The sequence below is a fragment of the Meiothermus sp. genome (assembly GCF_037443965.1).
Taxonomy (GTDB): domain Bacteria; phylum Deinococcota; class Deinococci; order Deinococcales; family Thermaceae; genus Meiothermus.
The window spans coordinates 175,350-201,695 of record NZ_JBBINI010000001.1 but is presented as its reverse complement, the minus strand read 5'-3'; the positions used below and the strand labels follow the sequence as shown (position 1 = coordinate 201,695).

General features: G+C 62.1%; 24 protein-coding genes. 12 read left to right on the top strand and 12 right to left on the bottom strand.

The features are described from left to right. The first annotated feature begins 2 nt into the window (after positions 1 to 2). From WKI89_RS00955 to WKI89_RS00935, 5 genes are all read left to right on the top strand, one after another. Complete coding sequence (locus WKI89_RS00955; RefSeq protein WP_337867341.1) at positions 3 to 1,568, top strand: cryptochrome/photolyase family protein; 1,566 nt, start codon at positions 3 to 5, stop codon at positions 1,566 to 1,568. Between the two features lie 360 nt (positions 1,569 to 1,928). Then, entirely contained in the window at positions 1,929 to 4,415 is a 2,487-nt protein-coding gene (locus WKI89_RS00950) for an EAL domain-containing protein (RefSeq protein ID WP_337867340.1), read from the top strand. A 364-nt stretch (positions 4,416 to 4,779) separates the two neighbouring features. Continuing rightward, on the top strand, positions 4,780 to 5,412 hold the full coding sequence (locus WKI89_RS00945; RefSeq protein WP_337867339.1) for an SDR family NAD(P)-dependent oxidoreductase: 633 nt from the start codon (positions 4,780 to 4,782) through the stop codon (positions 5,410 to 5,412). A gap of 9 nt (positions 5,413 to 5,421) precedes the next feature. After that, positions 5,422 to 5,955: a YceI family protein gene (locus WKI89_RS00940; protein WP_337867338.1), complete on the top strand. Its 534-nt coding sequence runs from the start codon at positions 5,422 to 5,424 to the stop codon at positions 5,953 to 5,955. Positions 5,956 to 6,027: 72 nt separating this feature from the next. Next, positions 6,028 to 7,044 carry a hypothetical protein gene (locus tag WKI89_RS00935; protein ID WP_337867337.1) on the top strand — a complete coding sequence of 339 codons (1,017 nt, stop codon included), beginning with the start codon at positions 6,028 to 6,030 and terminating at the stop codon, positions 7,042 to 7,044. On the opposite strand, the gene WKI89_RS00930 is transcribed toward WKI89_RS00935, so the two are convergent. From WKI89_RS00930 to WKI89_RS00920, 3 genes are all read right to left on the bottom strand, one after another. Continuing rightward, a complete protein-coding gene (locus WKI89_RS00930) occupies positions 7,034 to 7,675 on the bottom strand; it encodes an HAD hydrolase-like protein (RefSeq protein WP_337867336.1) in 642 nt (213 codons plus the stop codon). The two genes, WKI89_RS00935 and WKI89_RS00930, sit on opposite strands and share 11 nt — an antisense overlap. A 174-nt stretch (positions 7,676 to 7,849) precedes the next feature. Then, a complete protein-coding gene (locus WKI89_RS00925; RefSeq protein WP_337867335.1) occupies positions 7,850 to 8,065 on the bottom strand; it encodes a hypothetical protein in 216 nt (71 codons plus the stop codon). A gap of 126 nt (positions 8,066 to 8,191) precedes the next feature. After that, positions 8,192 to 9,535 (bottom strand): FAD-binding oxidoreductase, encoded by a 1,344-nt coding sequence (locus WKI89_RS00920; RefSeq protein ID WP_337867334.1) that lies wholly within the window; start codon positions 9,533 to 9,535, stop codon positions 8,192 to 8,194. Positions 9,536 to 9,697: 162 nt separating this feature from the next. Between WKI89_RS00920 and WKI89_RS00915 the strand changes: the two genes are divergently transcribed. From WKI89_RS00915 to WKI89_RS00900, 4 genes are all read left to right on the top strand, one after another. Beyond that, positions 9,698 to 10,129 (top strand): hypothetical protein, encoded by a 432-nt coding sequence (locus WKI89_RS00915; protein ID WP_337867333.1) that lies wholly within the window; start codon positions 9,698 to 9,700, stop codon positions 10,127 to 10,129. Between the two features lie 122 nt (positions 10,130 to 10,251). Beyond that, the gene (locus tag WKI89_RS00910) at positions 10,252 to 10,650 is read left to right on the top strand and encodes a hypothetical protein (protein ID WP_337867332.1); all 399 of its coding nucleotides are present in this window, start codon (positions 10,252 to 10,254) and stop codon (positions 10,648 to 10,650) included. 417 nt (positions 10,651 to 11,067) lie between these two features. Next, positions 11,068 to 11,484, top strand: coding sequence for a hypothetical protein (locus WKI89_RS00905; RefSeq protein ID WP_337867331.1), 417 nt, complete (start codon positions 11,068 to 11,070; stop codon positions 11,482 to 11,484). 191 nt (positions 11,485 to 11,675) lie between these two features. Further along, entirely contained in the window at positions 11,676 to 12,773 is a 1,098-nt protein-coding gene (locus tag WKI89_RS00900) for a glycosyltransferase (protein ID WP_337867330.1), read from the top strand. Here WKI89_RS00900 and WKI89_RS00895 read toward each other — a convergent pair. Then, positions 12,763 to 13,722 (bottom strand): aldo/keto reductase family protein, encoded by a 960-nt coding sequence (locus tag WKI89_RS00895; protein ID WP_337867466.1) that lies wholly within the window; start codon positions 13,720 to 13,722, stop codon positions 12,763 to 12,765. The genes WKI89_RS00900 and WKI89_RS00895 overlap by 11 nt on opposite strands. 60 nt (positions 13,723 to 13,782) lie before the next feature. Continuing rightward, entirely contained in the window at positions 13,783 to 13,998 is a 216-nt protein-coding gene (locus WKI89_RS00890) for a CDGSH iron-sulfur domain-containing protein (RefSeq protein WP_337867329.1), read from the bottom strand. Positions 13,999 to 14,099: 101 nt separating this feature from the next. Between WKI89_RS00890 and WKI89_RS00885 the strand changes: the two genes are divergently transcribed. Beyond that, entirely contained in the window at positions 14,100 to 14,498 is a 399-nt protein-coding gene (locus tag WKI89_RS00885) for a VOC family protein (protein ID WP_337867328.1), read from the top strand. Positions 14,499 to 14,588: 90 nt separating this feature from the next. Further along, positions 14,589 to 15,620, top strand: a complete 1,032-nt coding sequence (locus tag WKI89_RS00880) for a pectin acetylesterase-family hydrolase (RefSeq protein WP_337867327.1) — start codon at positions 14,589 to 14,591, stop codon at positions 15,618 to 15,620. A 69-nt stretch (positions 15,621 to 15,689) separates the two neighbouring features. Here WKI89_RS00880 and WKI89_RS00875 read toward each other — a convergent pair whose 3' ends face one another. After that, positions 15,690 to 16,505, bottom strand: coding sequence for a hypothetical protein (locus tag WKI89_RS00875; protein ID WP_337867326.1), 816 nt, complete (start codon positions 16,503 to 16,505; stop codon positions 15,690 to 15,692). A 122-nt stretch (positions 16,506 to 16,627) separates the two neighbouring features. Beyond that, the gene (galE, locus tag WKI89_RS00870) at positions 16,628 to 17,632 is read right to left on the bottom strand and encodes a UDP-glucose 4-epimerase GalE (RefSeq protein WP_337867325.1); all 1,005 of its coding nucleotides are present in this window, start codon (positions 17,630 to 17,632) and stop codon (positions 16,628 to 16,630) included. Between the two features lie 204 nt (positions 17,633 to 17,836). On the opposite strand from galE, the gene WKI89_RS00865 reads away from it, so the two are divergent. After that, positions 17,837 to 19,090 carry a CaiB/BaiF CoA-transferase family protein gene (locus WKI89_RS00865; protein WP_337867324.1) on the top strand — a complete coding sequence of 418 codons (1,254 nt, stop codon included), beginning with the start codon at positions 17,837 to 17,839 and terminating at the stop codon, positions 19,088 to 19,090. A gap of 511 nt (positions 19,091 to 19,601) precedes the next feature. Here WKI89_RS00865 and WKI89_RS00860 read toward each other — a convergent pair. The 5 genes from WKI89_RS00860 to WKI89_RS00840 all read right to left on the bottom strand — a co-directional run bounded on the left by WKI89_RS00860 (position 19,602) and on the right by WKI89_RS00840 (position 26,330). Continuing rightward, a complete protein-coding gene (locus WKI89_RS00860) occupies positions 19,602 to 23,288 on the bottom strand; it encodes a PKD domain-containing protein (RefSeq protein ID WP_337867323.1) in 3,687 nt (1,228 codons plus the stop codon). Positions 23,289 to 23,310: 22 nt separating this feature from the next. Beyond that, a complete protein-coding gene (locus tag WKI89_RS00855) occupies positions 23,311 to 23,523 on the bottom strand; it encodes a hypothetical protein (RefSeq protein ID WP_337867322.1) in 213 nt (70 codons plus the stop codon). A 22-nt stretch (positions 23,524 to 23,545) separates the two neighbouring features. Next, positions 23,546 to 25,159, bottom strand: a complete 1,614-nt coding sequence (locus tag WKI89_RS00850; protein ID WP_337867321.1) for a tail fiber domain-containing protein — start codon at positions 25,157 to 25,159, stop codon at positions 23,546 to 23,548. Positions 25,160 to 25,310: 151 nt separating this feature from the next. Continuing rightward, complete coding sequence (locus WKI89_RS00845; RefSeq protein WP_337867320.1) at positions 25,311 to 25,505, bottom strand: hypothetical protein; 195 nt, start codon at positions 25,503 to 25,505, stop codon at positions 25,311 to 25,313. Between the two features lie 42 nt (positions 25,506 to 25,547). Further along, the gene (locus tag WKI89_RS00840) at positions 25,548 to 26,330 is read right to left on the bottom strand and encodes a hypothetical protein (protein WP_337867319.1); all 783 of its coding nucleotides are present in this window, start codon (positions 26,328 to 26,330) and stop codon (positions 25,548 to 25,550) included. Positions 26,331 to 26,346: the final 16 nt, after the last annotated feature.

The following is a 26,346-nucleotide window of genomic DNA, read 5'->3' as shown; positions in this document are numbered from 1 at the left end:
CCATGACGCTCTGGGTGCTGGGCGACCAGCTCAACCACGCAGCGGTGCGGCGGCTTGCCCCAAAACGGGTCTTGCTGGTCGAAGCCTACGAACTGGGGCGCACCCCGCCCATGCACCCCCAGAAGCTGGTGCTGTTCTTCAGCGCCATGCGCCACTTTGCTCAAGAATTGCGCGAGGGCGGCCTCGAGGCGCCCTCCAAGGAAGCAGTTGGGCGGAATGTTGGCCCGCACGAAGCGCCCCGAAATGAACGCCTCGAGGTCATCTACCTGCAGGCCGAGACCCTGGCGGAAGCCCTGGCCGCGTTCTTCCGCGCTCACCCCGGCGAGACTTTGGTGCAGATGCAGCCTGCCGACTACGGGTTTGCCGAGCGGGCGCGGGCCTTGGTGGAGGGGCTGGGCGGCGCGTACCGGCTCTTGCCCAACCCGCTGTGGCTGTTGCCGCCGGAGGCGTTCGACCGCTGGGCGGGTAGCCGCAAAACCTACCGCCTCGAGTATTTCTACCGCTTCATGCGCCAGCGCACCGGCCACCTGATGCAGGGGGGTCAGCCGGTGGGAGGGGCCTGGAACTACGATGCTGAGAACCGCAAAACCCCTCCGCCAAGCTACCGGCCCCCGCCCCCCTTGCGCTTCAGCCCGGATGCGCTCACCCGGCAAGCCATGGCCACGGTGCAGGAGAAATTCACTGGCCACTTCGGGGCGCTGGAGGGCTTCGACTGGCCGGTGACGCGCCAGGAGGCCCTGCAAGCCCTGGAGGATTTCGTGCTGCACCGGCTGGCCCAGTTTGGCCCCTACCAGGATTCCCTGGTAGAGCAGAGCTGGAGCATGAACCACTCCTTGCTCTCGCCTGCGATTAACCTGGGCTTGCTGCACCCCCAAGAAGTGGTGGAGCGGGCGCTGGCCGAGTACGAAAAAGGGGGCATCCCGCTGGCCAGCATTGAGGGTTTCGTGCGGCAGATTATCGGCTGGCGGGAATACATCTACCACGTCTACCGCCGCGAGATGCCGGGGTTGGGGCAGGCCAACCAGATGGGAGCCCACCGGCCCCTGCCCCCACTTTTCTGGGGGGCCCCCACCCAGATGCGCTGCCTGTCTACGGTAATTGAGCGGGTGCGGCAGCGCGGCTACGCCCACCACATCGAGCGGCTGATGGTACTGGCCAACTTTGCCCTGCTGTATGGGGTTAATCCGCAGGAACTCAACACCTGGTTCATCGCGGCCTTCGTGGACTCCGCCGACTGGGTGATGGCCCCCAACGTGTTGGGGATGGGGGTGTTTGCCTCGCCGGTGCTTTCCTCCAAGCCCTACGCGGCCAGCGGGAAGTACATCGCCCGCATGGGCAACCACTGCCAGCACTGCAGCTTTCGGGTAGAGGAGACCTTGGGCGAACGGGCCTGCCCCTTCAACAGCCTGTACTGGGATTTCATGGCAGGGCAGCGCGAACGCCTTGAGGCCAACCCTCGTCTGGGGGTGCTGTACAAGACCTGGGATAAGCGCAACCAAAAAGAGCAAGCTGCGGTTCGCCACCAAGCCCAGCAATTGCGCCAGCGTATGGCCCAGGGTGAAGTTTGAATGATAATCGGCTCAAGGAAGGGTCAACCCAACGTTACTTGCAAATACCCATGCGCTGGCCATCAGGGGCCAATGCTTGTGTGGGTGGAGGTTTGCTACGTGACGCAAGAATTGGTTTTGGCGTTACTTGAGCAAGCCATGTAAATAACGCGCCGATGTGTATTTTTCTCGAGTACACTCACAAAGTACGGTTTGGTCGAAGCAGGAGGGGTGTTTCTTGCTAGAAAACCACGGTGTGAAATGGTCGGTTTTTTTCAAGCTTTCTGACCCAGTAACCCCTGTTTTGTTCCCCATAGCCGCGGGTTTTCCTAGGTAAACTGGACTTATATTTATGCACAGGGGGATTGATTTTTGTCGCAGATGATGGCTTGGTTGAGACTGCGCCAGCTCGAGCTGTTGGCGGGTCTGGGCGCCCTTCTGCTCTACGCGCTGCTCTTTCCCGAGCTATATCGAACTTTTGGCAACAACCTGTTAATGCTGGCGCTGCCTGGGCTGGTGCTCTTGAGCTGGGGCCTGGGCTTGTGGGGGGCGGCGCTGGTGGGTTTGCTCAACATTCCCGTGCAGGTGTTGTTGCTCAATCTAGGAGGCGCCCAGTGGGATGCAGGGCTCCGTGGAATCGTTCACCTGATGACCGGAACTGGGCTGGCGGCCTGTCTGGCGATGGGGCTGTTTCGCTTTCAGTACGACCGCCGTTGGGCTGCCGAAGCCGCGATGAAGAAAAGCCAGGCCCAGGCCGAGGATCGCAACCTCGAGCTGGCCCTCTTCTCCAAGGTGCGCGACGGGCTGGCCCGCGACCTCGAGCCCCCGTCCCTGATGCGTGGGGTGGTAGACACCCTGCAAGAACATCCTCGCTTTGACAGCGTGGCCGCCTACAGACCCGAGGGCGATCAACTGCGGCTGGTCTGGTTGGGGGGGCGGCAAACCTTGCCTGGGTATTTTGGCCCCTCCCACGAGATTGTCCTTCGGGCGGCCCGCTCTGCCGAAACCGTGGTTCTCTACAGTACCGAAGAGCGCAGCAGGGCCGGCCTGGTGGGGGAGCGGAGCCTGATTGCCGTGCCGTTGCTGGTGAAAGGCAGTGTGCAGGGGGTGTTGGTCGCCAGTAGCAGTAGGCTCGACCTCGAGCAGCGCGATGTGGGTTTTCTGGAAGGGGTGGCGGGGCAGCTCAGCCTGGCCATAGACCGGGCCCAGGTCTACGAGGCCCTGCGCGAACAGGAAGCCCTCTACCGCACCCTTCTGGAAACCTTACCCGACTCGGTCGCCCTTTACGATGGTTCCAAGGTGCTCTATCTCAACCCGGTGGGCCTGCGTGGACTGGGATACACCCGGCTGGACGAAGTGGTTGGACAGCCCCTGACCCAGTTCGTTCACCCGGCATCGCTGCCCCGGGTGGCCGAGCGCATTCAGCGCATCCTGGGGGGGGAGCCCGATGACGTGGAAGAGATTCGTCTGTTGGCCCGAGATGGGCGCGAGCTCGAGGTCGAAGCCCTGGGGGTACTGGTGCAGATTGCCGGCAACAAACAGGTCATGATTTCCATCCGCGACGTGGGCGAGCGCAAGCGTCAGCAAGCCCGCATCGAGTATCTGGCCTACCACGACCCCCTCACCGACCTTCCCAACCGCCGCAAGCTATGGGCAGTGGCCGAAACGGTCTTTGTGGCGGATCGTCGCAAGCGCGAAACCCCCGCCCTGATCTACCTTGACCTGGATAATTTCAAGGTGGTCAACGACACCCTGGGCCATCAGGTAGGTGATGAGCTGCTGCGCCAGATTGCCCTGCGTATCAAGGAGGTCTTGCGCCAGGACGACCTGCTGGCCCGTATGGGTGGGGATGAGTTTGCGGTGCTGTTGGCCTCGGCAGACCGCATCTCCGCTACCGCCACTGCCCGCCGGGTGAATGGGGTGTTCGATACCCCCTTTACCCTGGGCAACCAAGCCATCCACGCCCAGGCCAGTCTGGGGGTGGCCCTCTACCCCGAGCACGGCCAGACCCTCGATGAGCTGGCCCGTGCGGCCGATGTGGCCATGTACCAGGCCAAGCAAGCCCGCACCGGTATTGCCATCTACGACCCCGCCCAAGACCTCAACTCCCTCGAGCGCCTCGAGACCGTGCAGCAATTGCGCAAGACCATCCAGGAGGGTTGCTTCCTGATTCAGTACCAACCCATTCTGAGCATTCCGGATCGGGTGGTGAGCAAGTGGGAAGCCCTGGTGCGTTGGGAGCACCCTACCCGGGGTCTGCTGCGTCCCAACGAATTTGTCCCCTTAGCCGAAGAGTCTGGCCTGATCGGCGAACTCGACCTAGCGGTGCTCAAACAGGCCGTGCAGGATCAGAAGCGCTTGGGCGGCGAGCTGACCATCAATTTCTCTGCCGTCACGCTGGCCCATCCCAACTGGGTGCGAGAGGTGGTGCGCTCGCTGGTAGACGAGACCCTGCAACCCAGCATGCTGTGGCTCGAGATCACCGAGTCAGCCCTGCTGCCCGAGCGGCAAAAGTGGCTGGGGGGGCTGGTGGCGTTGCGCGGGCTGGGGGTGCGGGTAGCCCTGGACGACTTTGGCATGGGCTACTCCTCGCTGGCCCATCTCAAGCAGGTGCCGGTAGACCTGATCAAGATTGACAAAAGCTTTGTGGCGGAGATTGGCCAGAGCCAGGCCTCGGAAGACATCCTGCGGGCCATGCTGCAACTGGCCAGCGCCTTTGGCCTCAAGACCCTGGCCGAGGGGGTGGAGAACCGGGCCCAGCTCGAGTGGCTGGCCCGCCACGGCTGCCACTATGCCCAGGGCTACTACATCGGCCTGCCGGTTGCGGTGGAACAGGCGGTTGAGGCTGCTTTTACCAAAGCGTATTGACTAAAATCCTGCCCAAAGCAATTTTGGGCGGCTAGAACAGGTTATAGCGGTTCCGGGTTGCAGTATTCGATTTTTGATAAGAATAACCCTCGAGCCTTACTTTTGGGGGGTGCTCGAGTCATCATTTTGGGGTAGGCTCAAATCCCCCGTTTTGGTTCCCTCATAAGCTGGGTAGGCTGGGCCTCAAGTTCTTCCCCTCGAGCCCAATCTCGAGTCTGCTTTCAATAACTTGGTGGGAAACACTGCTGGTTGGTCTGCTCCCCTGAGGCCGGGATTAACCTGAGCTCCTTGTGATGAAGCAGCCTCTTGCGGGATTTGCTTCTGCCTCACGGTGTTTGGCAGCAAACACACGTAACTTGAGGCCATGAATACCTTGCTGTTGGGCGCGACGGGGGGCATCGGGCAGGCTCTGGCGCGGGGGCTGGCCGGGCGGGTGGGCCGGTTGTGGCTTTCGGGCCGCAATGGCGCGGTTCTGGCTGGTCTGGCTCGAGACCTGGGAGCCCTGGCCGTGCCTACCGAGCTGGCCCACGAGCTCGAGGTGCAGGCGCTGGCCCAGGAGGTAGGGCCGCTGGACTTGCTCATCTACGCAGCGGGTGCGGTGCAGAAAGCCAGCCTGCGCGAGCAGGGGATGGGCGACCTCGAGCGCCTCTCCGCCGCCAACCTTACAGGCCTGGCCCTGGTGCTCAAATACGCCACCTTCAACCCGCAGGCCCGGGGGGTGGTGCTGGGGGTTTACCCCGACCTAATTACCGTTCCAGGTTTGTCGGCATATGTGGCGACCAAGCTGGGGGCCGAGGGGCTCTTGAGCGTGGCTCGCAAGGAATTCCGCCGCGAAGGGGTGCGCTTTTGCTTGGTACGCTTGCCAGCCGTAGCGACCGGCCTATGGGCGCCCCTGGGAGGTGCGCCCAAAAATGCCCTTCATCCAGACGAGGCTGCGGCACGTATCTTAGAAAGTGTCCTGGGTGAGCCCATGCTGGACGTGCTCGAGGTCAGGTAGGGGAGGAAGATGCGCAATCTGCTAGTGTTGCTATGGCTTGCTTTGCTGGCGGGCGGTGTCCAGGCTCAGACCGGCCAGTTCACCATCGAGGGGCGCGTGACCTATGCGGCCAGCTACAACCTGGGCCGCTGGGAGGGCAGCAATACCAGCGTGCGTGGTACGGTGCGCTGGAACCCCCAGACCGGCGAGGCCTCGGGCCAGGTCTGCGTGGAGCTGGGCCGCTTCGATTCGGGCAACCCCTTGCGCGATGCCGATGCGCGGGGGGTCTTCGACGTCAACAAGTTTCCCCTGAGCTGTCTGGACCTAGAGCGCCTGACCCAGACCGGCGAGGACGCCGTGCTGCTAGGAACGCTGGAAATTAGCGGAACCCGTCGCCCGGTGCGCATAGCCGGCAAACTCACCCGCGAGGGCAGCGCCTACCGCTTTGTGGGGGGGTTCAACACCAGCTTCTCGGAATGGAGGCTGACCCCCCCAAGCCTGCTCTTTTTGCGGGTCAACGACCCGGTGGAGGTGCGCCTGGAGGCACGGGCCACCCTGCGTTAACTAAAGCAAAGCTCAAGAACATCTTGAACTTTGTGGGCTGGGGGCTTGATAGCCTCGGAAGCGGAGGTTTCCATGCAGAAACACACCATCCTGCTGGGGGCCTTGGTTTCGCTGCTGGCCTGCAACGCCCCCAATGTCAATCCCCCAGAAGTGCCGCCAGGTCAACCTACGCCCGTGGTCGGTCAAGCCTGCCCCGACTGGGTTCATAACCGCCACGTGGTCAAAGGCCCCGATGGCGAGCTGTACCCCACCTGGCACCCCCAAATAGACCTAGAGTACAGGTGCTACTTCGACCACGACCACGGCGACGATCCCCGCACCAGCCAAGCCAACCCCGAATGGCCTGCTTTTGGCTATGTGGGCAAACTGGCCGGGATGGTCGAAGCCCACGAAGGTTTCAAGGTGTTTGTGTCCAACCGGGGCACCCGCAACGACGAGAACCGCATCGCCCTTACCAGCACCCGCATCGTAGCCCACATGGGCACCGGGGGGGTACGCCGCTATACCGAGCGGATGCATTCGCTGATGTTCGATCTGGTAGCGCCCAGTGGGCACCGTGTAAGCGTACAGGGCATGGCCGATACCGGCTTGGCGGGCTCCATTTGCGAGCGAGACGCGACGCTGAGTGATGGTGATCCCAACAACGATATTGGCCGCACCGTCATGACCCTGCCGGGTACGGGATGCTTTGATGCCCGACCTGGCTCGCTCTACGAAATCTGGGCTTTCAAACTGCGTTTAGCCGACAAGGTGGAAGTGATCGCTTCCACCGCGGTCTTCGACCCCATCACCACCATGAACCCCGCCGACCGTGCACAACTGCGCTACACCGAACAGGTTTTCCAAGGCTACAGCGGTCTACGAGGCTGCGACCGCGAAGCCTACCACGGCCCGGTCTACTGGTACAACCGCAATGGCCCCGAGGTCTTTTATACTGATGCTTTTGGGCGACCCGGTGGCCCTATCAAGCAAACAGTCTCGCTACACGACGAAATCGGTATCCAGATGTCGCAACGGAGCGATGGTTTTCAAAACCAATTCAAGCTACTCAGAAACCACTGTGCTGCTGGTCTAGGACTCAAAAACTAGCGATGCTGCCAGGCAGGTCGGCAGGTTGCTGGCACAACAGGTCTGCGCCATAGGAAAGGAGTTCTTCGCGGCTTCCGTAGCCCCACAACACGCCTATAGAGCGCATCCGGTGGGCTTTTGCTCCCAGGATGTCAAACGCACGGTCGCCAATCATCACTGCCTCGGTGGGGGTAAGCCGATGGTCTTGCAGGATGCGCCCAATAAGCGCCGATTTGGGCTCAGAGAGGTCTTCCTCTTTGACCCCATAGACTGCGCCGAAGTAGGGGGCCAGCCCGAAGTGCTCGGTCATTTCCAGGGCGAAAGACTGACGCTTGGAGGTAGCGACCACCAGGCGGTGGGTAGAAAAGAGTTTCTGCAAGGCTTCGGGTAGACCGTCGTAAACGGTGGCCTGAAACTTGCCCTGTCGGTTATAGCACTGCCGATAGATCTCGACGGCTGCGTTTACCTGCACCTCATCCAGTAGCCTGCGGAAGTTGTCTTTCATCGGCGGGCCGATAAAGTCATGCAAGTCCAGTTCGGTGGGCACCTTCACACCCAACTGGTCGAAGGTGTGGCGGTAGCAACCCAGGATGCCGGGCGCAGTTTCCAGGAGTGTCCCGTCTAGGTCGAAAAGCAGCGTAGTGATCCGCACGGCGCTTATTGTACCGGCTTGTCGAGTTGGGCAATCAGTTTCTTAGGCGCGATGCAGCAGTATGCAACTAGTGGTTTGGTACGCTAAAGATCGATATGCAGTGAAGTTCCCAAAATGAAGCGCTCAAAGCAACTTCCAGATATTAGGGGAGCCAAATCCATCCCGGGAATTGAGTTACCGAAGCACTAGGATCAACTCGGCCAGGGTCTGCGTTGCCAGTCTTTTGTCGAGTTGCACACCCAGCCAGCCCCGATGGCCGGCGTAGGGCGGCACGAAGGACACCGCGGGCTGGCTCTGAACCAGAGCTGGTCGGGCGCTCCAGATGGCCAGCCGCCCGTCCTGGTGGTTGTCCATGTACATCAGGATCAGGAAGCACTTCTTCTTCCGCACGAAGAAAGCCGGCGCTCCCTGGCTTGGCTGCTCACTAGTCTGGGGCAGGGCCAGGCATCACTGTCGGACTTGTCGGAGATGTTTATTGCTCACATCCTAGATATGCCAAAAACTTCTTGAGGGCGATCATTCAAAAATCTTGCCTGGATTGAGCAGGTTCTGGGGGTCAAAGAGTTGTTTGATTTGGCGCATCCATCCCAGGGCAGGGCCGTGTTCTTTGAACAGGTATTTTTTCTTCCGCAATCCAATGCCGTGTTCGCCGGTGCAGGTGCCACCTAGGGCCAGGGTGTGCTCGACGAGCCGTTCTGAAAAAACTTCGCCCCTGGGGTCGCCTGGTTCGCAGACCACCAGGGTGTGAAAGTTGCCGTCGCCTACGTGCCCTAGGATGTTGCCACTAAGGCCCATTTCACCCAGCAATCGGTGGGAATACTGCACCAGATCGGGCATCTTGGAGATGGGGACGGCGGTATCGGTGGAGAGGTACTCCTTGCCGGGGAAAAGATTGACCAAAGCCCAGTAGGCCTGATGCCGGGCTTCCCACTGGGCAGTGCGCTCTTCCTGGGTGCGGGCGGTATCGATCTGAATGGCTCCAGCCCCCTGCATGAATTCTATGGCCAGGCTGGATTCGGCCTCGAGGGCCGCGCGGGTGGAGGAGTGGAACTCCACGAACAAGACGGGTTTTTCTGGATAGCTGCGGCCCAGGTAGTGGTTGATGGCTTTGAGGCCGATCTCGTCCACGAGCTCGAGGCGGGCTACCGGCAGGCCGCTGGCCATCACGGCGTAGGCGGCCTGGGCAGTGTCGGTTAGGTTTTCGAAGAAGACCCGCAGGGTGTGGATGTGTTCGGGGATGGGGTGCAGCTTCAGGGTGAGGCGGGTGATGATGCCCAGGGTGCCCTCGGAGCCGATGAAGAGGTCTTTCAGATCGTAGCCGGCGCTGGTCTTGCGTACCCCCCGTCCTAGCTCCAGTACCTCGCCGCCCGCCAGCACCACCTGCAATGCCAAGATGTTCTGCCGCATGCCCCCATAACGCACTGTAGTAGTTCCGGAGGCGTTGGTGGCCGCCATGCCCCCCAGGCTGGCGTCGGCACCGGGGTCTACGGGAAAGAATAAGCCGGTGCCTTTGAGGGCTTCGTTCAGGGCTTTGCGGGTCAGGCCCGGCTCCACCACGGCCATGAAATCTTCAGGGCGAACCTCCAGCACCCGGTTCATGCGCGAAACATCCAGCGAGACGGCTTGCCCCTGTGGGATCACATGCCCTTCGATGCTGGTTCCAGCCCCAAAGGGAACCACCGGGATGCGGTTTTGCTGGGCCCAGGCCAGGGTGGTTTGAATGTCGGAAAGGTTCTCCGCGTAGACCACGGCGATAGGTGGGTGGTGTAGCGGATAGCTCTCGTCTTTGCCGTGGGTCTCTAGGTCGGCGGGGGCGGTGCTGACCTTCTGGGGCAAGAGGTGTTTTAGGCTTTCCACCATGGCACTAGCCTACCCGAACAAGGCGGGAAGTGGGCTGCGTGTCTTGCAACCCTCGAGTTTGGTGATATTTAGCCCATGAATTGCCGGTGAGCGTTAAGTAAAACCCGTTGGTGACGAATGGGCAGAGCAACCCCCTATAAACTGCTACCCTGACCAAGAGTGATGAGCACCTTGACCGACATCCACCACCCTACTGTGCGTGAAAGCCTGCAACAACTTCTCCGAGATGCGTGGATCATGCTTGAACTACAACCTTTGGAGGCTGCCATACCAGCCCGTCGGGCAGAACACCTGGCGCGGCGAAAGGGTGACAACCGAGCCTGGACCCAGAGCCTTTTTATCTGGGGGGTGTCCAGTTTGTACGCAGGGGATACCCACGAGGCCATTGCGCTCTTCTCGAGGGCGCTGGCGGTCTATCGTTTTCTAGACGATGAGCAAGGACAGTGGTCATGTTTGAAAGCCATTGCCCTGGCCTGGGGCTATGCCGGTGATGCTGCGCAAGCCCTCGAGACCCATTCCCACGCCAATGCTTTCAAGCGCCATGCCGAGTTCGCTGCCAAGGCCCGCTGGCTACACTGGTTTGCTGCCCACTGACTTTTTTTGCACCTGCTTTGACACTTATAGGCGAAAAGTGTCAAAGCGAAAGTCGCTATATTGTTCGTCTGGAACAGGTTATTTGCCCTTGACCTCCCCTTCAATTTATTGGAAGCTGGGATATGGCGAGTTCTGTAAAGCGCGAAGTATGGCAAGACGTTGAGGTCAACCTGGAGCTTTCGCTCGAGTTCGACCCCGAGGAGTTTTTGCGGCGCCATCCGGGATTGGCGCTGGTGTTGGCGGAGTTGTTGGTGGGGCCTCCGCGGCGCTGGCGCGACCCTGCCGAGTTGCTGCCCTATGCGGGCTGCAAGAGCCTCGAGGCCAAGCTGCCCCATTTGCGGTTCAGTCCACTGGAAACCCGTCCACTCGGGCAGGCGCTCGACAAGCTGTTTACCGCGATTGAGTTCAGCATTGTCGGGCATAAGGTGATAGCAGTTCCGCCACCTGCAAAGAACATTGAGCTATCAGAGGGTTGGCGCGCCCGAAGTGGGGTGTGGCTTTGCCACCAGCCACTGGGCTGATTTCACGGCAGATTTCGGTGGTATGCCGACCCGTCAGAGAAGATGTACACCCGTTTTGGGCTGGAATTTAGACGATAGCTGCGTGGTGTTTGGTACCGACCGTTGCTTGCGGTATCCACGCCGAAGCCTGGTATTGATAAGAGCCATTTGCACAACTTTGTAATGCCTGTGAAAAAGCTGCGAAATTTGGCCTAATCACACTCTCAATTCTTTGTCTACAGAGTTTGCGCGAACGTGCGATTAATCTGCTGCGCAAATAATATCGGCGTTTCTGCTGGATGTTAAGTACAAATGGCCTTTATCGTGACGTCTATTCCTGCTATAGTTAGGGGGTTGCCGTGGAAACGTTTACAAAGCGTTCTTCACGGCAAAAAGGAGTAGGAAGTGAGTTCCACATCTATGGTTGGAAGTGGCGCAATGAGTGCAAAGGTGGAGGCTTTGATCGCTCGAGCCTGGCAGTTGCTGTTGGAGCGTGAGGAAGATCTCGAGTACAAAAATACCGTTTGGAAATTGGGCCTCGAGGCCGAGCAACAGGCCCGCAATCTGGGCCTCGAGACCGCCTTTGCCATGACCCAACTGATTCTTGGAGTTAATGCCCTGGATCGCCACCAGCCCGACGAGGCCGTGCAACGCTTGACCACTGCTCTAACCCGGTTTCGCTGGCAGTCGGAGGCTTGCTATGAATGGTACAGCCTGGCCGCGATTGCCCAAGCCTGGTATTTGCTGGACGACTACGACCAGATGCACGAGACCCTGGTAGGGGCCAAAGAACTCCACCAACCCAGCACGCAGGATAAATTCCGCTGGCTTGACCGGATTGGCATGATTCGCTAACGGCTTACATGAATTACCGTTTGACAAAATAGTCTTTGTGCAGCTTGGCTATGCCGGGATGGACGAGCTGTTTGCCGTACCGGCGAATTCCCATGATTTTTTTGAGCACAGTACATCCATCTGTAGGATGCTGCACTGTTGGTCGAAAAATGTTCTAATCTGTAAAGGCGCAGCTACAAGCTGTGCCCTTTATGTCGCAACGAATTTTGTTGGTCTACACAAAAGCAGGTGGCGGGCATCTGGCCCTGGCACAAAACCTACATAAATTGCTGACTGAGCTCGAGCCCGAGTCCGAGGTTCGCCTGTTCAATTTTTTCGACGTGGGGCCGCGCTGGATTGCCCAGGCCATCCAGGACGGCTACAACTTTTCGGTTAACAAGCAGCGCTGGCTGTTCACGGTTTTCCAGGCTTTTTATCAGACCCGCCCCGCCATTCAGTCTTTTGCGCGGGTGCTAGGGATGCGCCTGGCGCCGGCCATCAACGAGTATCTGGAGGAATTTCGCCCCGATAAAATCATCTACTGTTACCCGGTGAACCACGGCTTTCGCCGGCTGCCCTATGTGCGCAAGCACAAGCCCAAAACCCTCACCGTGGTGAGCGATATTTTCAGCCCGCACCTGTACTGGTTCATAGACACCAAAGACCAGTATGTGGTGGCCAGCCCCGAAGCCTACAGCATCGCCCGACGCTACCGGGTGCCCCCGGAAAACCTGCACTACTTCCAGACCCTCATAGACCCCAAGTACAACAAGCCCCTCGAGCCCGCCCAGATAGCCCGGTTGCGCGAGGAATGGCGCCTCATCCACCCCTACACCGTGCTGGTGACGGGGGGTGGGGCTGGCCTCAAGATCAGCTTCAAGCTGGTGCGGGAGCTGGTCAGGATCGAGGGGGTCAACGTGGTGGTGGTGTGTGGGTACAACCAGAGGCTTTACCGGCAGCTCGAGGCCTTCAAGCAGAAAAACCAGCTATCCAACCTGATTGTGTTCGGTTTTACCAATCAGATGTACGAACTGATTAATGTCGCCGACGTGGTGGTTTCCAAGGCCGGCCCTGCGACCATCGCCGAGGTGCTCTCCCAGGGCAAAGACCTGATCGTCTGCGATTATGTATGGCCGCAAGAGTACGGCAACGTCGAGCTAATCCGGCACGAGAAGCTGGGGTATTACATTCGCCAGCCCCGCAAAATTGCCGACAAAATCCGGGAACTCAAAGACCGGCCTCCCGAGCGCAAAACCCTCAACCTGCAAAACGATATCGTGCGGCTGGCCGAGTATATCCTCAGGCTTTAGGCTTTTCGCCGAGAATCTTTTCGATTTTCTCCAGCGCTTCCTGGGGCAGGTCTACTCCCGCCGCGCCCAGGCTCTCCTCGAGCTGATCGGGCTTGGTGGCCCCGGTGATGGCGCTGCTCACGCCTTTTTGCCGCAAGACCCAGGCCAGGGCCAGTTGGGTGCGGGTGAGGCCCAGCTCGCTGGCCACTTCCTGGAGGGCCTTGACCTTCTGGACGTTTTCCTCGGTCAGGAAGCGGTTGCCGAACTGCGGGTAGCGCTCAAAGCGGCTGTCTTTGGGGATGCCCTGGTCGTAGCGCCCGGTGAGCATGCCCATGGCCAGCGGACTCCAGACCACCATACCCATTCCGAAGCGCTCGGTCTCGGGCAGGATCTCCTGCTCCACGCGCTCGCGGTAGAGCATCGAGTACTGCGGTTGCTCCACGGCGGGCGGATGCAGGCCGTTGTTGCGGGCAAATTGCACGGCCTCCACAATGCGGGCCGCCGGCCACTCGGAAGTACCCCAGTACAGCACCAGGCCCCGGTCAACCAGGTTGCTCATGGTGCTTACGATCTCTTCCATGGGCACCTCGGGATCGTAGCGGTGGCAGAAGTACAGGTCGAGGTAGTCGGTGCCCATGCGCCTTAGGCTGCGCTCGAGGCTTTCCCGCACGTGCTTGCGCGAGAGGCCCCGGCCGTTGGCGTCGTCGCTGGTGGGCCAGAAAACCTTGCTGGACAAGACCAGCTCGTGGCGGGGGAACTGCTCCAGCAGGGCCTTGCTCATCAGCTCTTCAGCCAGCCCTTTGGCGTAGACGTCGGCGTTGTCGAAAAAGTTAATCCCGCCCTCGTAGGCGATGCGGGTGATGGCTTTGATGCGCTCGAGGTCCTGCACCGCGTCGCCGTAGGTGACCCAGGCCCCCAGCGAAATTTCCGAAACCCTTAAGCCCCACTGACCAAGTTTGCGATAGCGCATGGGCATAGTAACCTCCGCCCGCCATCTTATCGTGGGCAACACCTGCGATTGGAATTTGGTTTACCTCGGCTCCTCGAGCTCGATCACCGCAGCCGGAGCCACGAAGCCCACCGACTTGTGGGTGCTGTCGCAGAACGGCTTGTTGGCCGAGTGGCCGCAGCGGCACAGCGAGACCCGGGGCTTCTCGATGACCACCTCCTGGTCGCCCTGCCGGAAGACGTACCTGCCGCCTGTTTCGATACCGATGGAGCCATTTTCACGAAACTCGATCTTCATGGCTGCAATTGTACCCAGGCCGCCTGCCTTGCAAAATGGGCATGGATATACAAATACCCGATGGTTTGACCTGGGGGCTCCGGCATTCCAGAATACTCTGGATGTACACCACCCGACTGGCCTACATACACCTAAACGTGCGGCACCTCGAGGCCGCCGTCACTTTTTACACCCGGTTTCTGGACTTACAGCTTTCCGAGCGCTTCGGAAAAACCGCACTGCTGGTCTCTTCGGAGAATCCGGCCCATTACGAGCTGGCCCTTAGCGAAGGTGCGCCATCGGGCTCGGTGGTGCTGGGGTTTGCCGTCCTGTCCGAAGAGGACTTCCAAGCAGCCCAGGATTTTGTGCGGCTCGAGGGGGTGCCTTATCGCTTGGAGGATCGGGGGATTGCCTGGGTGCTGAGCCTGCAAGACCCCGATGGCAACACGGTTGAGCTGTTCTTGGATCGCCGTAAGTCGGGTGGACGGGCCTTCTGGCGTGGGGAGAGTGAACCGCTCTGAGGCTGGGTTGTTGGGCCAGCAAACGACGCTGCGTGCGGCTCTTGTATCGAACCGCCCAAGCAGTAAACTGAAATGCGAAAAGGAGAAAGTATGCAGCGTTGGCTGGTTGTTGTCGTTGCGTTGATGGGTCTTGCGCTGGCTCAGAACTCGACCCAAGCCCCGGCAGGCTGGCAGGAAATTCGGCCCGGAGGGGCGGCGGTCTGCTCGGATGGCTCGCCCTGGCGTTTTTATGTGGCCCAGGGGGCCGCCGATAAGGTAATCATCAATTTTCAAGGGGGTGGCGCTTGCTGGGATGCCGCTACTTGCAATCCACAATCGCGCCTCTACACAACCCGCTTGCAAATCCAGGACTTGCAGGCCGGCCAGGGGGTCTTCAACCGCAACAACCCCGAGAACCCCTTCCGCGACTGGACCCACGTCTTCGTGCCCTACTGTACCGCCGACCTCCACTGGGGCAACAATACCGCTCGCTACGGCGACCTGACCATCCAGCACAGGGGGGCCGTCAATGCCCGGCAGGCCGTGCTGTGGGTCTTCAACAACATTCCCAACCCGCAGAACGTTATGGTCACGGGCTGTAGTGCAGGTGGGTACGGCTCCATCATGTGGGCACCCTATTTCATGCGCCGCTACCCCTCCGCCAGGGTGGTGCAGTTGGGTGATGCGGCTGTGGGGGTTGCACCAGAGTCCTTTTTTCCGGTTGCCTCGGCAGCTTGGGGAACCCAGGGCGCATTGCCGGGCTGGCTTGGCAGCTTAGATCCAACCAAGCTGGGTTCCAACGACCTCTATAAAGCCTTTGCCCAGGCCTACCCAAACCGCAGCTTTGCGCAGTACAGCACCCTGTTGGACGAGGTGCAAATCTTCTTCTACAGCCTGATTCTGGGCCAGCCCCGCCCTACCCCGGAAATAGCCCAGCAATGGGCGCAGGGTGCGTTGGCGAATCTGGCTTCAATCAAACAATCGGCCCCTAACTTTTATAGCTACCTAGCCCCCGGCGCGCAACACTGCATCATCGGGCGGCCCGAGTTCTATACCACCAAGGTCGGGGATGTCTCCTTCGCCGACTGGGTGCGAAAGCTGGTAACGGACGGAAAGCCCGGCGACGTGGCCCCACCCAGGTAGAGCAATTCGATAGCCACCGAACCTGGCACAGGGTGGGTGGGTTTTTGCAGCCTGCGGTGGATGGGCTGCTCAGGACCTTTCTCCGAGCTCCTGCCAACGCAGCGCCTGGGTGATTTCTTCAGAACCGAGGCTCTTTTGCGGGGCAAAGCTGGCAAACCAGTCGCGCAGATGGGGCTCGAGGCCTACCAGCAGTTTGTGTACGGTGGACTTTTTGAGGGGGGCAGCTTGCAGCAGGCCCTGTAACAGGGCATCGCCTTTTGCTTCTACCAGCCGCGCGGCCTCGGTGGTGAACTGGCCCTGAAACCAGAGCTGGTCGGTGAGCCCCTTGGGCTTGGTCTCATAGCTGCCCAGGCTGGGCTCGCTGGGGGTTAGGTGAGCCAGCAGAACGCCCCACTGCTTGGCCTTGGGGTAGAGCTCCGGCAGGGCCTGGTGCAACGCCAGAAGGTAGAGGTAGTTGGCCAGGAACTCATCCACCCACCTCGAGCGGGTACGCAGCTTCCAGGCCACCGCGACGGCGTGGGCGTATTCGTGCCCGAGGTTGAGGTCTAGAAAATCGCCGGGCTGGCCGGGCGGCTTTCCGGCTTTTTTGATGGCCGGAACCAAGGCCTCGCGCAGCCGCCATATAAAGCGTTCGGGGTAGCGGGCAGGCAGGAACAAATAGAGCCCCTCTCTCAGGCTGGTTCGCTGGAAAGGGAAGCCATAGGGGTGCTTGACCCGGGCCTTCCAGTCGGCCTCGCCCAGCACCATCAGGTGCACGGGGGGAACCTCGAGGTAGCGGGCGAGGCTAGAACGTACCCTTAGCAGGTACGCCTGCATGGCCCTGGCCCGCAGCACCGAGCCTTCGGAAGCTTGCAGAGTGATATGGGGATGGGGAAGGGCCTGCACAGCTTGATTGTAGCTTTCTACCGTGGTTCCCTCCATTTATACCGCCAGCCCTGGCGGCAGAAAACCAGGCTGGCACGGTTTTTTGAGCGTGGAGGATTGCCGGGCTCTTTCCGAGAACCGCTCTAGCTATAGCCAAGTATTTCCTTGCGCTTCTGGCCCCAGGCCAGGGCGCTGGCGATGCCCTGGTCAATCGAGTGTTCGGCCTTCCAGCCCAGAAGCTCCAGGGCCCGGTCGGCGTTGGCGTAGGCCCCGGCCACATCGCCGGGGCGGGGCGGGGCTTCGCGCTTGGGAAGGGGCCGCCCGTAGACCCGCTCGAAGGCGGCCACCAGCTCCTTGACAGTGACGCCGTGGCCGGTGCCCAGGTTGATGACCCCGTAGGGGCTGCCCACTTTTTCAATGACCCGGTCGAACTGCTCCACTGCTTTGATGTGGGCCATGGCCAGATCCCACACGTGGATGTAGTCACGGATGCCCGAGCCGTCGCGGGTAGGCCAGTTTACGCCGGTAATGGTGAACTCGGGTAGTTTGCCCAAAGCCACATCTACCATCTTGCCCAGCACATGGCTGGGTTCGCGCACATGAATGCCCGAGCGCAGCTTGGGATCGGCCCCAATGGGGTTGAAGTAGCGCAGGGCAATGCCGCGCAGACGGGTGGCCCTGGACAGGTCTTCCAGCACCATCTCCATCATGTACTTGGTGCGGGCGTAGGGGGAGCTGGGCTTGAGCGGCGAGGTCTCGGTAACCTTGAACCCCGGCACGGCGTCGTAGATGGAGGCCGAGGAGCTGAATACCACTCGAGGGTAGCCAAGTTCTTCCAGGTTTTTGAAGAGCTCGAGGCTCTTGCAGACGTTTTCGCGGTAGTAGAGGTAGGGCTGCTCCACCGACTCCGGCACCACAATCAGGGCGGCGCAATGGATGGTGCTGTGAATATCGGGGTGTTCCCGGAAGATGCGCTCTAGCAGGGCCCGGTCGGCGATGTCACCCTGGTAGAAAATTTTGCCCTCGGTAAAGACCCTGGGCCCGGTTACCAGCGAGTCCAGGAGCACCGGGGTATGGCCGGTGTCGAGGAGTGCGTGGGCGATGGTGCTGCCGATATACCCTGCTCCGCCTGTGATCAAAACCTTCATGCCGCCGATTCTACCCGTAAAAGCCTTACGCCGGATTCAAAAAGATAGTCGCCCAATCGATCGGTAATATCGTTTAGGCTTGTCAAAGTGAACGATACTACCGAAATGCGTATGAGAGGCTATCCTTTTTGAATCCCAGATAACTGCCGCTGGTGGGGTTCGTTCGGCGGCAAACAAACCGAGTCTGGTATTAGTATCTGGAACATGGGCGCACTAAATGGTCTCAAGGTACTCGACCTTTCGCGGATTCTGGCCGGCCCCTTCTGTACCCAGATGCTGGCCGACCTGGGGGCAGAGGTCTGGAAGATCGAGCCCCCCAAGGGCGACGACACCCGTAGCTGGGGGCCGCCTTTTGTGCGCAAGTGCGAGAGCGGCTGGGAGGCTGCGGCAGATGGGGAGAGTGCTTACTACCTCTCCTGCAACCGGGGTAAAAAGAGCCTGGTGGTCAACCTCAAAGACCCCAGGGGCCAGCAGGTGGTACAAGATCTAGCCCGGCAGGCCGATGTGCTGGTGGAGAACTACAAAACCGGCGACCTGGCCCGCTACGGGCTGGACTACGCCAGCCTTTCCAGGTTGAACCCACGGCTTATCTATCTGTCCATTACCGGCTATGGCCAGACCGGCCCCCGCGCCCAGGAACCCGGTTACGATGTTGCGGTGCAGGGCCTGTGCGGCATTATGTCGGTCACGGGGGCGCCGGAGGGCCCGCCCATGCGCATACCGGTGGCCTGGATTGACCTGATGACCGGCCTGCATGGGGCCGTGGCGGTGCTGGCCGCCTTGCAGGAGCGGGCAAAGAGCGGGTTGGGGCAGCACATTGACCTGGCCCTGTTTGATGTGGGGCTTTCGGCCATGGTCAACCTGGCCCAGAGCTATTTGCTGACCGGCCAACTGCCGGAGCGGCTGGGCAACGCCCACCCCCAGATTGTCCCCTATGGGGCCTTTGAAGCGGCGGACGGCTGGTTCATGCTGACCATCGGCAACGACGAGCAGTACCGGCGGGTCTGCGAGGCTATCGGGCATCTGGAGCTGTGGGAAGACCCGCGCTTTCAGACCAACGCGGGCCGGGTCACCCACCGCGCCGAGCTTTTGCCGAGGCTCGAGGCCATCCTGCAGGCCCGTTCGCGTAAGGAGTGGCTCGAGCGCTTCACCCAGGCCGGGGTTCCGGTCACGCCGGTGAATAATCTGGCCGAGGCTTTGGCCGAACCCCAGGCCCAGGCCCGGGGTATGTGCCAGCAGGTGCAGCACCCCTGGCTGGGGACGGTTCCGTTGCTGGGCTCTCCGCTGGCCCACTTCTCGCGCACCCCGGCGCAGGTTCGGGCGCACCCACCGCTGCTGGGCGAGCACAGCGCAGCCGTTCTGGCCGAGGTGCTGGGCCTCAGCGAGCAGGATTTGCAAAGTCTGGAGCAGGCAGGCGCGATTGTACCTGGAGCGCCTTCCACCGCAAACCAAAATTGATCCAGCAAAACAGTTTTTGTCATACAGGGCATCCGTGAGAAGCCACCCTGTGAGCGTTCATACCGGTTCCGCTTGAACCCTTCACCTTGGGGTGTAGTCAAAGGTGAGGGGTTCAGGCATGCATTCCGGCAGTATCGTTTAGGCTTTCAAATGTGAACGATACTGCCGAACTGGCTTCTCGCTGCGCTCGGCGAAGCAAGCGTAGACCTACAGATGAACCCCTGATCGTCCCACCGGTGTACGGCGGCAGGGCCGCTGTCCCGAAGGGGATCGTCCGTCCGGTGAACAGCGACGCTAGTCGTCTGTCCCAAAGGGGATCGTCCGTCCGGTGTACGGCGGCAGGGCCGCTGTCCCGAAGGGGATCGTCCGTCCGGTGAACAGCGACGCTAGTCGTCTGTCCCGAAGGGGATCGTCCCGTCGGTTTGGGTGAACAGTCTCCCGAGCAGTGACTGTTCACCCGCTTAGTAATAAACCTATTGCCAAACCTGGAAGGCCCGAAAAGAGCCAGATGTTAGGGGCTGCTCAGACTCACGCTGTAGCTCCCGCTGGCCTCACCGCTGCCATCGATCTCGAGAATGTACGTCCCCGCCGTGGGGGTGGTGAAGTTGTGGCTGCCGAAAGCCTTGGGGGGGTTGAACTCCGTCAGGTTACCCCCCGCGGTGTAGTCGCCGTTGGGCGGTAGCGGGTAGACCCGCACGGTTCCGCTAAAGCCGCCGCTGACGCTCACGGTGAAGTTCTGGTCCGCGCCGGCGGTGAAGCGGTAGTAGTCGCGCTCCGCCACGTCAATGGTGCCGTTTTGGGCCGGGCCGCCCGGGGTGAGGTCGGTGGGGGGATCGAGGGTGACCAGCCGAGCGGTGAAGTTCGTGTTGCTGGGGTTGATGGGGTTGAGCAGGGTGAGGGTGTGGGTTCCCGCCTTCAAGAGCCCTTTGGCTTCCTCCGAGAAGGATGAGTTGCTGGCGGTGAACTCGCCGGTGTAGTTGCTGAAGGGCGTGCTCGGGGCCCAGACCGTAGCGTAGAGACAGCAGGTAGGCGAGCTGAAGGTTGCCCGCAACAGGTAGCGCCCCTCGGCAGGCAGGTTATAGCGGTAGGCCGCCATCTGCCCCAGGCCCAGGGTGCCGTTTTGGGCGGTCTCGAGGCTGGCGGGTTGGGGCGTGGGTTTGACCAGGCCCACCGTCAGCGTCCCGCCCAGGCGCTCCTGGTAGCGCTCGGTGGAGTAGAGCTCGAGCGTATAAGCACCCGCGGTTCGCACGTAAATGCCGTTGCTCACCTTGGTCTGGGCGCCGCCCCCGGAGTCTATGTTGACGAGGGCATCGTAGACCCCACCCGCCGGGCCGCTCACCAAGGCGGTGGCGTAGGAGGTCTGGGTGGTGGTGAGCTTCAGGGCGAAGACCTCGGCCTGGGCCAGGTTGGGGCTCAGGGTATAGCGCCTGCGCTCCCCCAGGGCCAAGCCGGTGCTCACCTCGGTGAGCGGGTCTTGCAAGGTGAGGGGTTGTGGTGGCTTGGCTGCGTTGAGGCGCAGGGTGTAGGCCCCCGAACCGGGAAAGCCGCTGCGCACCACCAGGCCGTAGATCCCGCTCTTGGGCAGGGTCGAAATACCCGACTGCGCACCGTTGTTGACCGTGCCGCCGTCCGGGCCGAGGAGCCTAAAGCCTGGTAGGAAGTTGACCGCGCTCTGCGCGTAGGCAATGCCCAGGCTCACCTCCTGCCCCTCGCTGCCCTCGAAGGTGTAGAGGTCGAGCTGACCGGCCTGCAGGGTAGTGTTCACATCGGTGTCGAGGGCGATGGGGGTGGGGGTGCGGGTGGCCAGGGTGAACTGCGAGGTGCTCGAGCCGTTGTTGCGGAAGACCTCGAGCACCATCCGGGCCGAAGGCGGGGTCTTCTGCACGAAGGCCTCGGTGCCGGGCTGGGCGCACGACTGGCAACTGGCGTAGATGAAGGCCCCTGAAGGGTAGGCCGCCACCCCGTGCTGGCCGTTCTGCGCGGTGAGGATCAGGCCCACCGGGCTTCCCGGAGGGGCGTTTAGGAGGTAGCGCACCCGGCCCCCCACCGCCGTGCCACTCACCGTGCGGCTGTCGGGCACGCCGAGCACCTCGGGGGTGCTCTTGCTGGCGGTGAGCCGGAAGTTGCCGCTGGAGGCGTTGGTGAATACCACCTCCAGGCGGTGCTCCCCGCCCTGGGCCGCCCCGAAGATCAGCAACCCCGTGCTGAAGGTGCCGCCAAAAGCGTCTTCGGCGATCTTTTGCCCGTCTGGCGCATAGACCCGGAAGAGGCCTTGTACACCGCCGGGGGAAAAGCTGGGCAGCCGGGCCTCGAGGGCCTCGCCGGGGCTCAGGGCTACGTTGAAGCACTGCACGGTGGTGGAGGCGTTGTAGTTATAGGTCTGGTCGTGGGGCAAGGCGAGGCTGGGGGGGTTGGTGCAGGTGCTGCCGGTCAGGGGGCGCAGCTCGAGGCGATACCCGCCCGGTGCGTTGGCTCCCGCCTTGACCTCGAGGCGATGAACCCCGGCAGCAGCATTGGCCACCACCACCGAGCCCACCTGGGCTCCGAAATCGGTCTGATCTGCGCTGCCACCGGGTTTGATCACCCGCACCGTCCCGGTGAGGGTCGAGCCCGTAGCCCGGCTGACCCGCACCTCGAAGCTCTGCGCGGCGGTGGCGCTTAGGTTAAAGCACTGGGTCTCGCCCGTCCGGGCAAAGCTATAAATCTTGTCGTGGGGGACGCTGAGGTTGGGGGGTGCGTCGCAGGAGCCGCCGTTGCCCACCGGGTACAGCACGATGGTCACGTCCTCCTCTTTGCCCGCCGGGCCGCGCAGCACGGTAAGGCCCGCAAGGGTGCCGTTTTTGGCGTAGGAGCGGAAGGTGATGTCTAGGTCTGCCGGGATGGGCAGCACCTGACCGCCGCCCACCGGGGTGGAACCCTCGGCGGCGACCGCTGGGATGTGAGGGGCAGTGGCGCTCCGGCCCACCCGCGCCCCGCCAAACTGGGGCGGCTGATCCGGGCCGGTGCCGTAGTGCCAGCAAAAGCCGGTGCCGGTGAGGTCTTCCAGGTTGCCATCGTGGTCGGTGTCCACCAGGCATTTGGGCTTGGGGTTGTAGGGCGGGCCGTCGAACTGGTCGTGGTTCCACCAGCTAAAGTGGGTCACCTCGCCGCGCAGGGCCAGGCCGGTGGGCGAGGCGGAACTGGCGACCACCGTTCCCTCGCCTTCCTGCACCCACTTCCCGGTTTTCTCGTTGAGCGACCACAGGGGGTATTTATCCCCCACCTTTACCTGCGAACCATCCCGGTTGAGGCTGGTATAAACAGGAATCTCGATGACCGCGCTCTTGCCGGGAGCTACATTGAGCGGCTGTCCACCTTTCGATAGCGCATACTCGACCGTGCCATAGCTGAGGATGAAGCCCTGCTGACCGGTCGGCCCGACCCCCTGGAACCGACCAGGGAAGGCCTCGAGGTTGGTGCCCACGTCCACCGGCGAAATGTTGACCTGAACGGCCCCGCTCACCGGGTTGCCACTGCCGTCCACCAGTGCACCCGCCGGGAGGGTGAGCTTCGCGCCCTGTTTCCCGGTCAGGCTCCCACCCGTTCCTGCATCCAGGTTTTGCGCGGGCTCACGGGGCATCAGGCGGGCCTCTACATAGCCCGACTCGGCGGAGGCGGGTAGCTCGAGTACCTTGAACTGGTCGGCAAAACCGGCTTTGGAAAACTTCAGCGTGACCGGAACCCCCACCCCCACGCCCGGAACGCTGGCCTTGCCGCTGGTGTCGGTGGTGGCGCTGCCGCCCGCCCCGCTGACCGATACACCGGAGAGCGGGTTACCGCTGGAGTCGGTCACGAAGGCCAGGGTACTGACGGTTTTGGAGGGGGCCGGGCCGGGGGTGACGGTGACGGTTTTCTCCGTGCTATTCGTCCCGCCCCGGCCATCGCCCACGGTGAGCTTGACCGTGAAGGTTCCGGCTTCGCCGAAGATGTGGGCGATCCTGGCCGCCCCGCCCCGCACCCCGTCGCCGAACTCCCAGCTAAAGGAGAGCGGGTCTTGATCGGGATCGGAGGAGGTCGAGGCGTCGAAGGCCAGTGGCGTACCGGCCTGCACGCTATCCCCGGCGGTGAAGGCGGCGGTGGGGGGTTGGTTGGGGCCTTTGGCGGGGCCGCCACAGGCCGCCAGAACTCCGATTATGGTTAGAATCAACAATCGGCTCATGGGCTTTTCTCCTGTGAAAGCACTAGCGAAGCCTTCCCCTGGGAGCCGGGTTCTCCAGGCTCGCCAGGTACCGGGCCAGCTCGAGCGGGGAATCAAATTCGTAACGCTCGAGTTTCCCCTGGGGAATCTCCTGCTGGAGCATCAGCGGCTTAAGGGTGGCGTGCCATGCGTCGGAGGCCGACTGGGGCCGGACGCGCAGCTCGAAGTAGACCTCTTTGCGGATGGACTCTTTCATCCCTGTCCTTTCGTGGGAGGGGTTAACGCTCTGTGGGCTTGGTCGCCTGGGCTTGGCCCTCGAGCCGTGCCAGCCGGGCTTCCAGCCTCGCCAGCGAGGCGCGAAGCGCCTGGTTCTCGGCTTCCAGCTTCCGATTCAGCCCCTGGATTGCGGCCAGGGCCACGCCTTGGGCGTCCACAGAGTTGATGGTCTTATCGTCCTCGCCCAGCCCGAACGCAGCCCTGAAGTCTTGGGCGGTGGGGCCTAGGTGCTGGGTCTTGCTCCGGTCGCCCCGCATGTTCCAGGTAGCGATGGGCATCCTGGCGAGGGCTTCCAGCACCTGGGCGGTGTCAACGGCCCGGAAGTTCTCCTTGGCATTCCGGTCGGAGGTGCAGCTCCAGCCCGCGCCGCCGTTGAACGAGCACACCCCGCTCCCGCCGCCGCCGCCCGAGAAGTAGGCCGAGACGCCGCTGGCGCTGCTGCCTTCCACGCCCCGCCCGCTCTGCGAAAATCCGTACACCCCTTGCCCGCCGCCGTTGTGGAAGCCCTGCACGCCTGCTCCGTTGTTGCCGCCGCCGGTGCGGACGCCGGTGACCCCGGTGGCCCCCACTGCGTTGGAGTTGGTCACGCCGTAGACGCCGTGCGGCACACTGGGGGGATTGATGGTGCCACCACTCGAGCTTTCCCCGTAGACGCCGATGCGGGTGCTGCTGTTGCCCTCTACCCCTATTCCGTTCGCGGCGAATCCGGTCACACCCCGGCTATCCGCCCCGGTGCTGCCCACGCCCGATACACCGGTGCCCAGGGGGGCAAAACTCTCACCGCGTACACCGCTTCCGCCACTCGAGCCGATGTTCACGCCCATTACGCCATATCCGGAGTTCGCCTCGCCGAGGACGCCAACCCCGATGGGACTAGGACTAGGGAAGGTACCTGTGCCGCTGCGGCCTCGGACGCCGATCTGGTTGTCGCTCTGCCCGAAGACACCGGTGCCCGCCCTGCCGAGTACGCCGGTGCCGTTCGCGCCTGCCGTGCCCTGGATTCCGGTTCCGGCGGTGCCAGGGGAAACCCCCATCACACCCGGACTGCCTCCGCTGAGCAGCCCAATGGTGCCATCGGCGCAGATTCCGATCTTTTGGTTCGGTTGCGGGGCGCAGAAGTTGCCGCCCGAGTCCCCGGCGACCAGCGCGATGGTGGGCGGGGTGCCGGTGGCGTTCACCTTGAGCACTGGGTACAGGCCCGAACTCAGGCTGAGCGGCAGGCTCAACTTGGTTACCGTCACCGCCCCTTCGGCCAGCTTGGCGGTGCCCACGCCGCCGTCGGCCAGGCTGAATTGGGTGCCGTTCAGAGCTAGGCCGATGCCTGCCGTGTAGCTTTGCCCGCCGGAGCCCACGTCATCCAGCTCACAGGCCACTGTTCCATCGGCGTTGATCTGCTTGATGCTCGAGCCGTCGTCGCACTTGGCACTCACGCGGGCCTGCTTGCCCGCCTCGAGGGCGTCTGCCGCCGCCTTCAGTACCGAGAAGTTGGCGTTCACCTCGGCGCTCCGGATGGGGTCGCCCGCCTTGAAGGTGTGCGGGAGGCTGGTCACCGCCCACACCGCTCCGGGGGTGAGCAAGGCACCGATCAAAAGAAACTTAAGGTCACGTCCACGCATGGTTCCCTCCTCATTGCCAGCGGGCCTCGTCCCAGCGGCCCGTGTCCCAGCTCGAGCCCTGTGGCGCGGGCGACCCGCAAGCGGCCAACAACAGTGCCACGGTCAGAATCAGCCAGAGTATTGGTCTCATCTTTGCCTCCTCACGCCGGTCTTAAAACCCACCCTTTCGTACGGGTTGCAGGTTGGCTAGGTACCGGGCCAGCTCGAGGGGTGAGTCGAACTCCAAGCGCTCGGACTGGTCTACTTTTTCCAGCGTGGCGTGCCAGGGCTGGCCCTGGGCCTCGGGGTAGACCCAGAGCCGGTACTCCCGGAGCAGTTGGGGGATGTTGGGCCGGGTTGTGTTCATGGTCTAAATCTTCCTTGGCGCTGGGTTCAACGCACCCATACATCAGCTTCTGGTGGGAATCCGGGCCCAGTGAAGGGTGGTGGTGCGGGCCGGGTCGTCGGGTAGGTAGGCCACTGGAACCCGCTGCCCCACCACCAGGGCGTGGGCCTTGCCATCGGGAACCCGCAGGGCCGCCTCGGCTTCGAAGGGCGCGCCCTGAACCGGATCTACCCGCAACCGCACCACCACCACCGGGTCGTCGGCTTGTTCGGGGCGGAGGGCCTGCCCCGGACTGAGCTGGGCGGCCTGGGCCCCGGTGGCCTGCACACCCAGAATCTCGGCTTCGGCGTGGAGGCCCTGTGACACGATGTCCTCGGCCCGCATGACCCCAGCCACGTAGTACTGTGAAGCCTGCCCGGCGGTGATGCTTTCCAGCGCCACGCGCCGGGGGTTTTGTGGGTCTACGCGTACCTGTACCACCATGCCGGGCTGGAGGAGGCCCCACTGGGTGCGCCCCAACAAAACCTGACTGCGTGCGGTATAGGCTGGACCGTCTGGGGGGTAGACTTCCAGGGTGAGCGCCAACACCGCATTGACCTTGTTGATAGTCCAACCGGTATCCTGGACGGCCAATACCCTGGCGGTAGCGGGCTGGCCGCTTTTGAGTAGGTCGGAGGTATCCATCCGCCCCAAAAACCGCCCCACCCCGGCAAAAATCAGTCCGGTCAGCCCTAGCGTGATCCCGCTGATGTTGAGGGTTAGCGAGGTTGTACTCCCCAGGAAGAAGGCCCCCACCAGAAGCGCCACCGCTAAGATCAGCATGGCCCCCCCCACGATTCTGAACATCCGTCCTACTGTGCCC

Excerpts from the sequence above, each read along its gene's own strand:
- WKI89_RS00955 (WP_337867341.1), top strand. The coding sequence starts at position 3 with ATGACGCTCTGGGTGCTGGGCGACCAGCTCAACCACGCAGCGGTGCGG.
- WKI89_RS00950 (WP_337867340.1), top strand. The coding sequence starts at position 1,929 with ATGATGGCTTGGTTGAGACTGCGCCAGCTCGAGCTGTTGGCGGGTCTG.
- WKI89_RS00945 (WP_337867339.1), top strand. The coding sequence starts at position 4,780 with ATGAATACCTTGCTGTTGGGCGCGACGGGGGGCATCGGGCAGGCTCTG.
- WKI89_RS00940 (WP_337867338.1), top strand. The coding sequence starts at position 5,422 with ATGCGCAATCTGCTAGTGTTGCTATGGCTTGCTTTGCTGGCGGGCGGT.
- WKI89_RS00935 (WP_337867337.1), top strand. The coding sequence starts at position 6,028 with ATGCAGAAACACACCATCCTGCTGGGGGCCTTGGTTTCGCTGCTGGCC.
- WKI89_RS00920 (WP_337867334.1), bottom strand. The coding sequence starts at position 9,535 with ATGGTGGAAAGCCTAAAACACCTCTTGCCCCAGAAGGTCAGCACCGCC.
- WKI89_RS00915 (WP_337867333.1), top strand. The coding sequence starts at position 9,698 with ATGAGCACCTTGACCGACATCCACCACCCTACTGTGCGTGAAAGCCTG.
- WKI89_RS00910 (WP_337867332.1), top strand. The coding sequence starts at position 10,252 with ATGGCGAGTTCTGTAAAGCGCGAAGTATGGCAAGACGTTGAGGTCAAC.
- WKI89_RS00905 (WP_337867331.1), top strand. The coding sequence starts at position 11,068 with ATGAGTGCAAAGGTGGAGGCTTTGATCGCTCGAGCCTGGCAGTTGCTG.
- WKI89_RS00900 (WP_337867330.1), top strand. The coding sequence starts at position 11,676 with ATGTCGCAACGAATTTTGTTGGTCTACACAAAAGCAGGTGGCGGGCAT.
- WKI89_RS00895 (WP_337867466.1), bottom strand. The coding sequence starts at position 13,722 with ATGCGCTATCGCAAACTTGGTCAGTGGGGCTTAAGGGTTTCGGAAATT.
- WKI89_RS00890 (WP_337867329.1), bottom strand. The coding sequence starts at position 13,998 with ATGAAGATCGAGTTTCGTGAAAATGGCTCCATCGGTATCGAAACAGGC.
- WKI89_RS00885 (WP_337867328.1), top strand. The coding sequence starts at position 14,100 with ATGTACACCACCCGACTGGCCTACATACACCTAAACGTGCGGCACCTC.
- WKI89_RS00880 (WP_337867327.1), top strand. The coding sequence starts at position 14,589 with ATGCAGCGTTGGCTGGTTGTTGTCGTTGCGTTGATGGGTCTTGCGCTG.
- galE (WP_337867325.1), bottom strand. The coding sequence starts at position 17,632 with ATGAAGGTTTTGATCACAGGCGGAGCAGGGTATATCGGCAGCACCATC.
- WKI89_RS00865 (WP_337867324.1), top strand. The coding sequence starts at position 17,837 with ATGGGCGCACTAAATGGTCTCAAGGTACTCGACCTTTCGCGGATTCTG.
- WKI89_RS00860 (WP_337867323.1), bottom strand. The coding sequence starts at position 23,288 with ATGAGCCGATTGTTGATTCTAACCATAATCGGAGTTCTGGCGGCCTGT.
- WKI89_RS00855 (WP_337867322.1), bottom strand. The coding sequence starts at position 23,523 with ATGAAAGAGTCCATCCGCAAAGAGGTCTACTTCGAGCTGCGCGTCCGG.
- WKI89_RS00850 (WP_337867321.1), bottom strand. The coding sequence starts at position 25,159 with ATGCGTGGACGTGACCTTAAGTTTCTTTTGATCGGTGCCTTGCTCACC.
- WKI89_RS00845 (WP_337867320.1), bottom strand. The coding sequence starts at position 25,505 with ATGAACACAACCCGGCCCAACATCCCCCAACTGCTCCGGGAGTACCGG.
- WKI89_RS00840 (WP_337867319.1), bottom strand. The coding sequence starts at position 26,330 with ATGTTCAGAATCGTGGGGGGGGCCATGCTGATCTTAGCGGTGGCGCTT.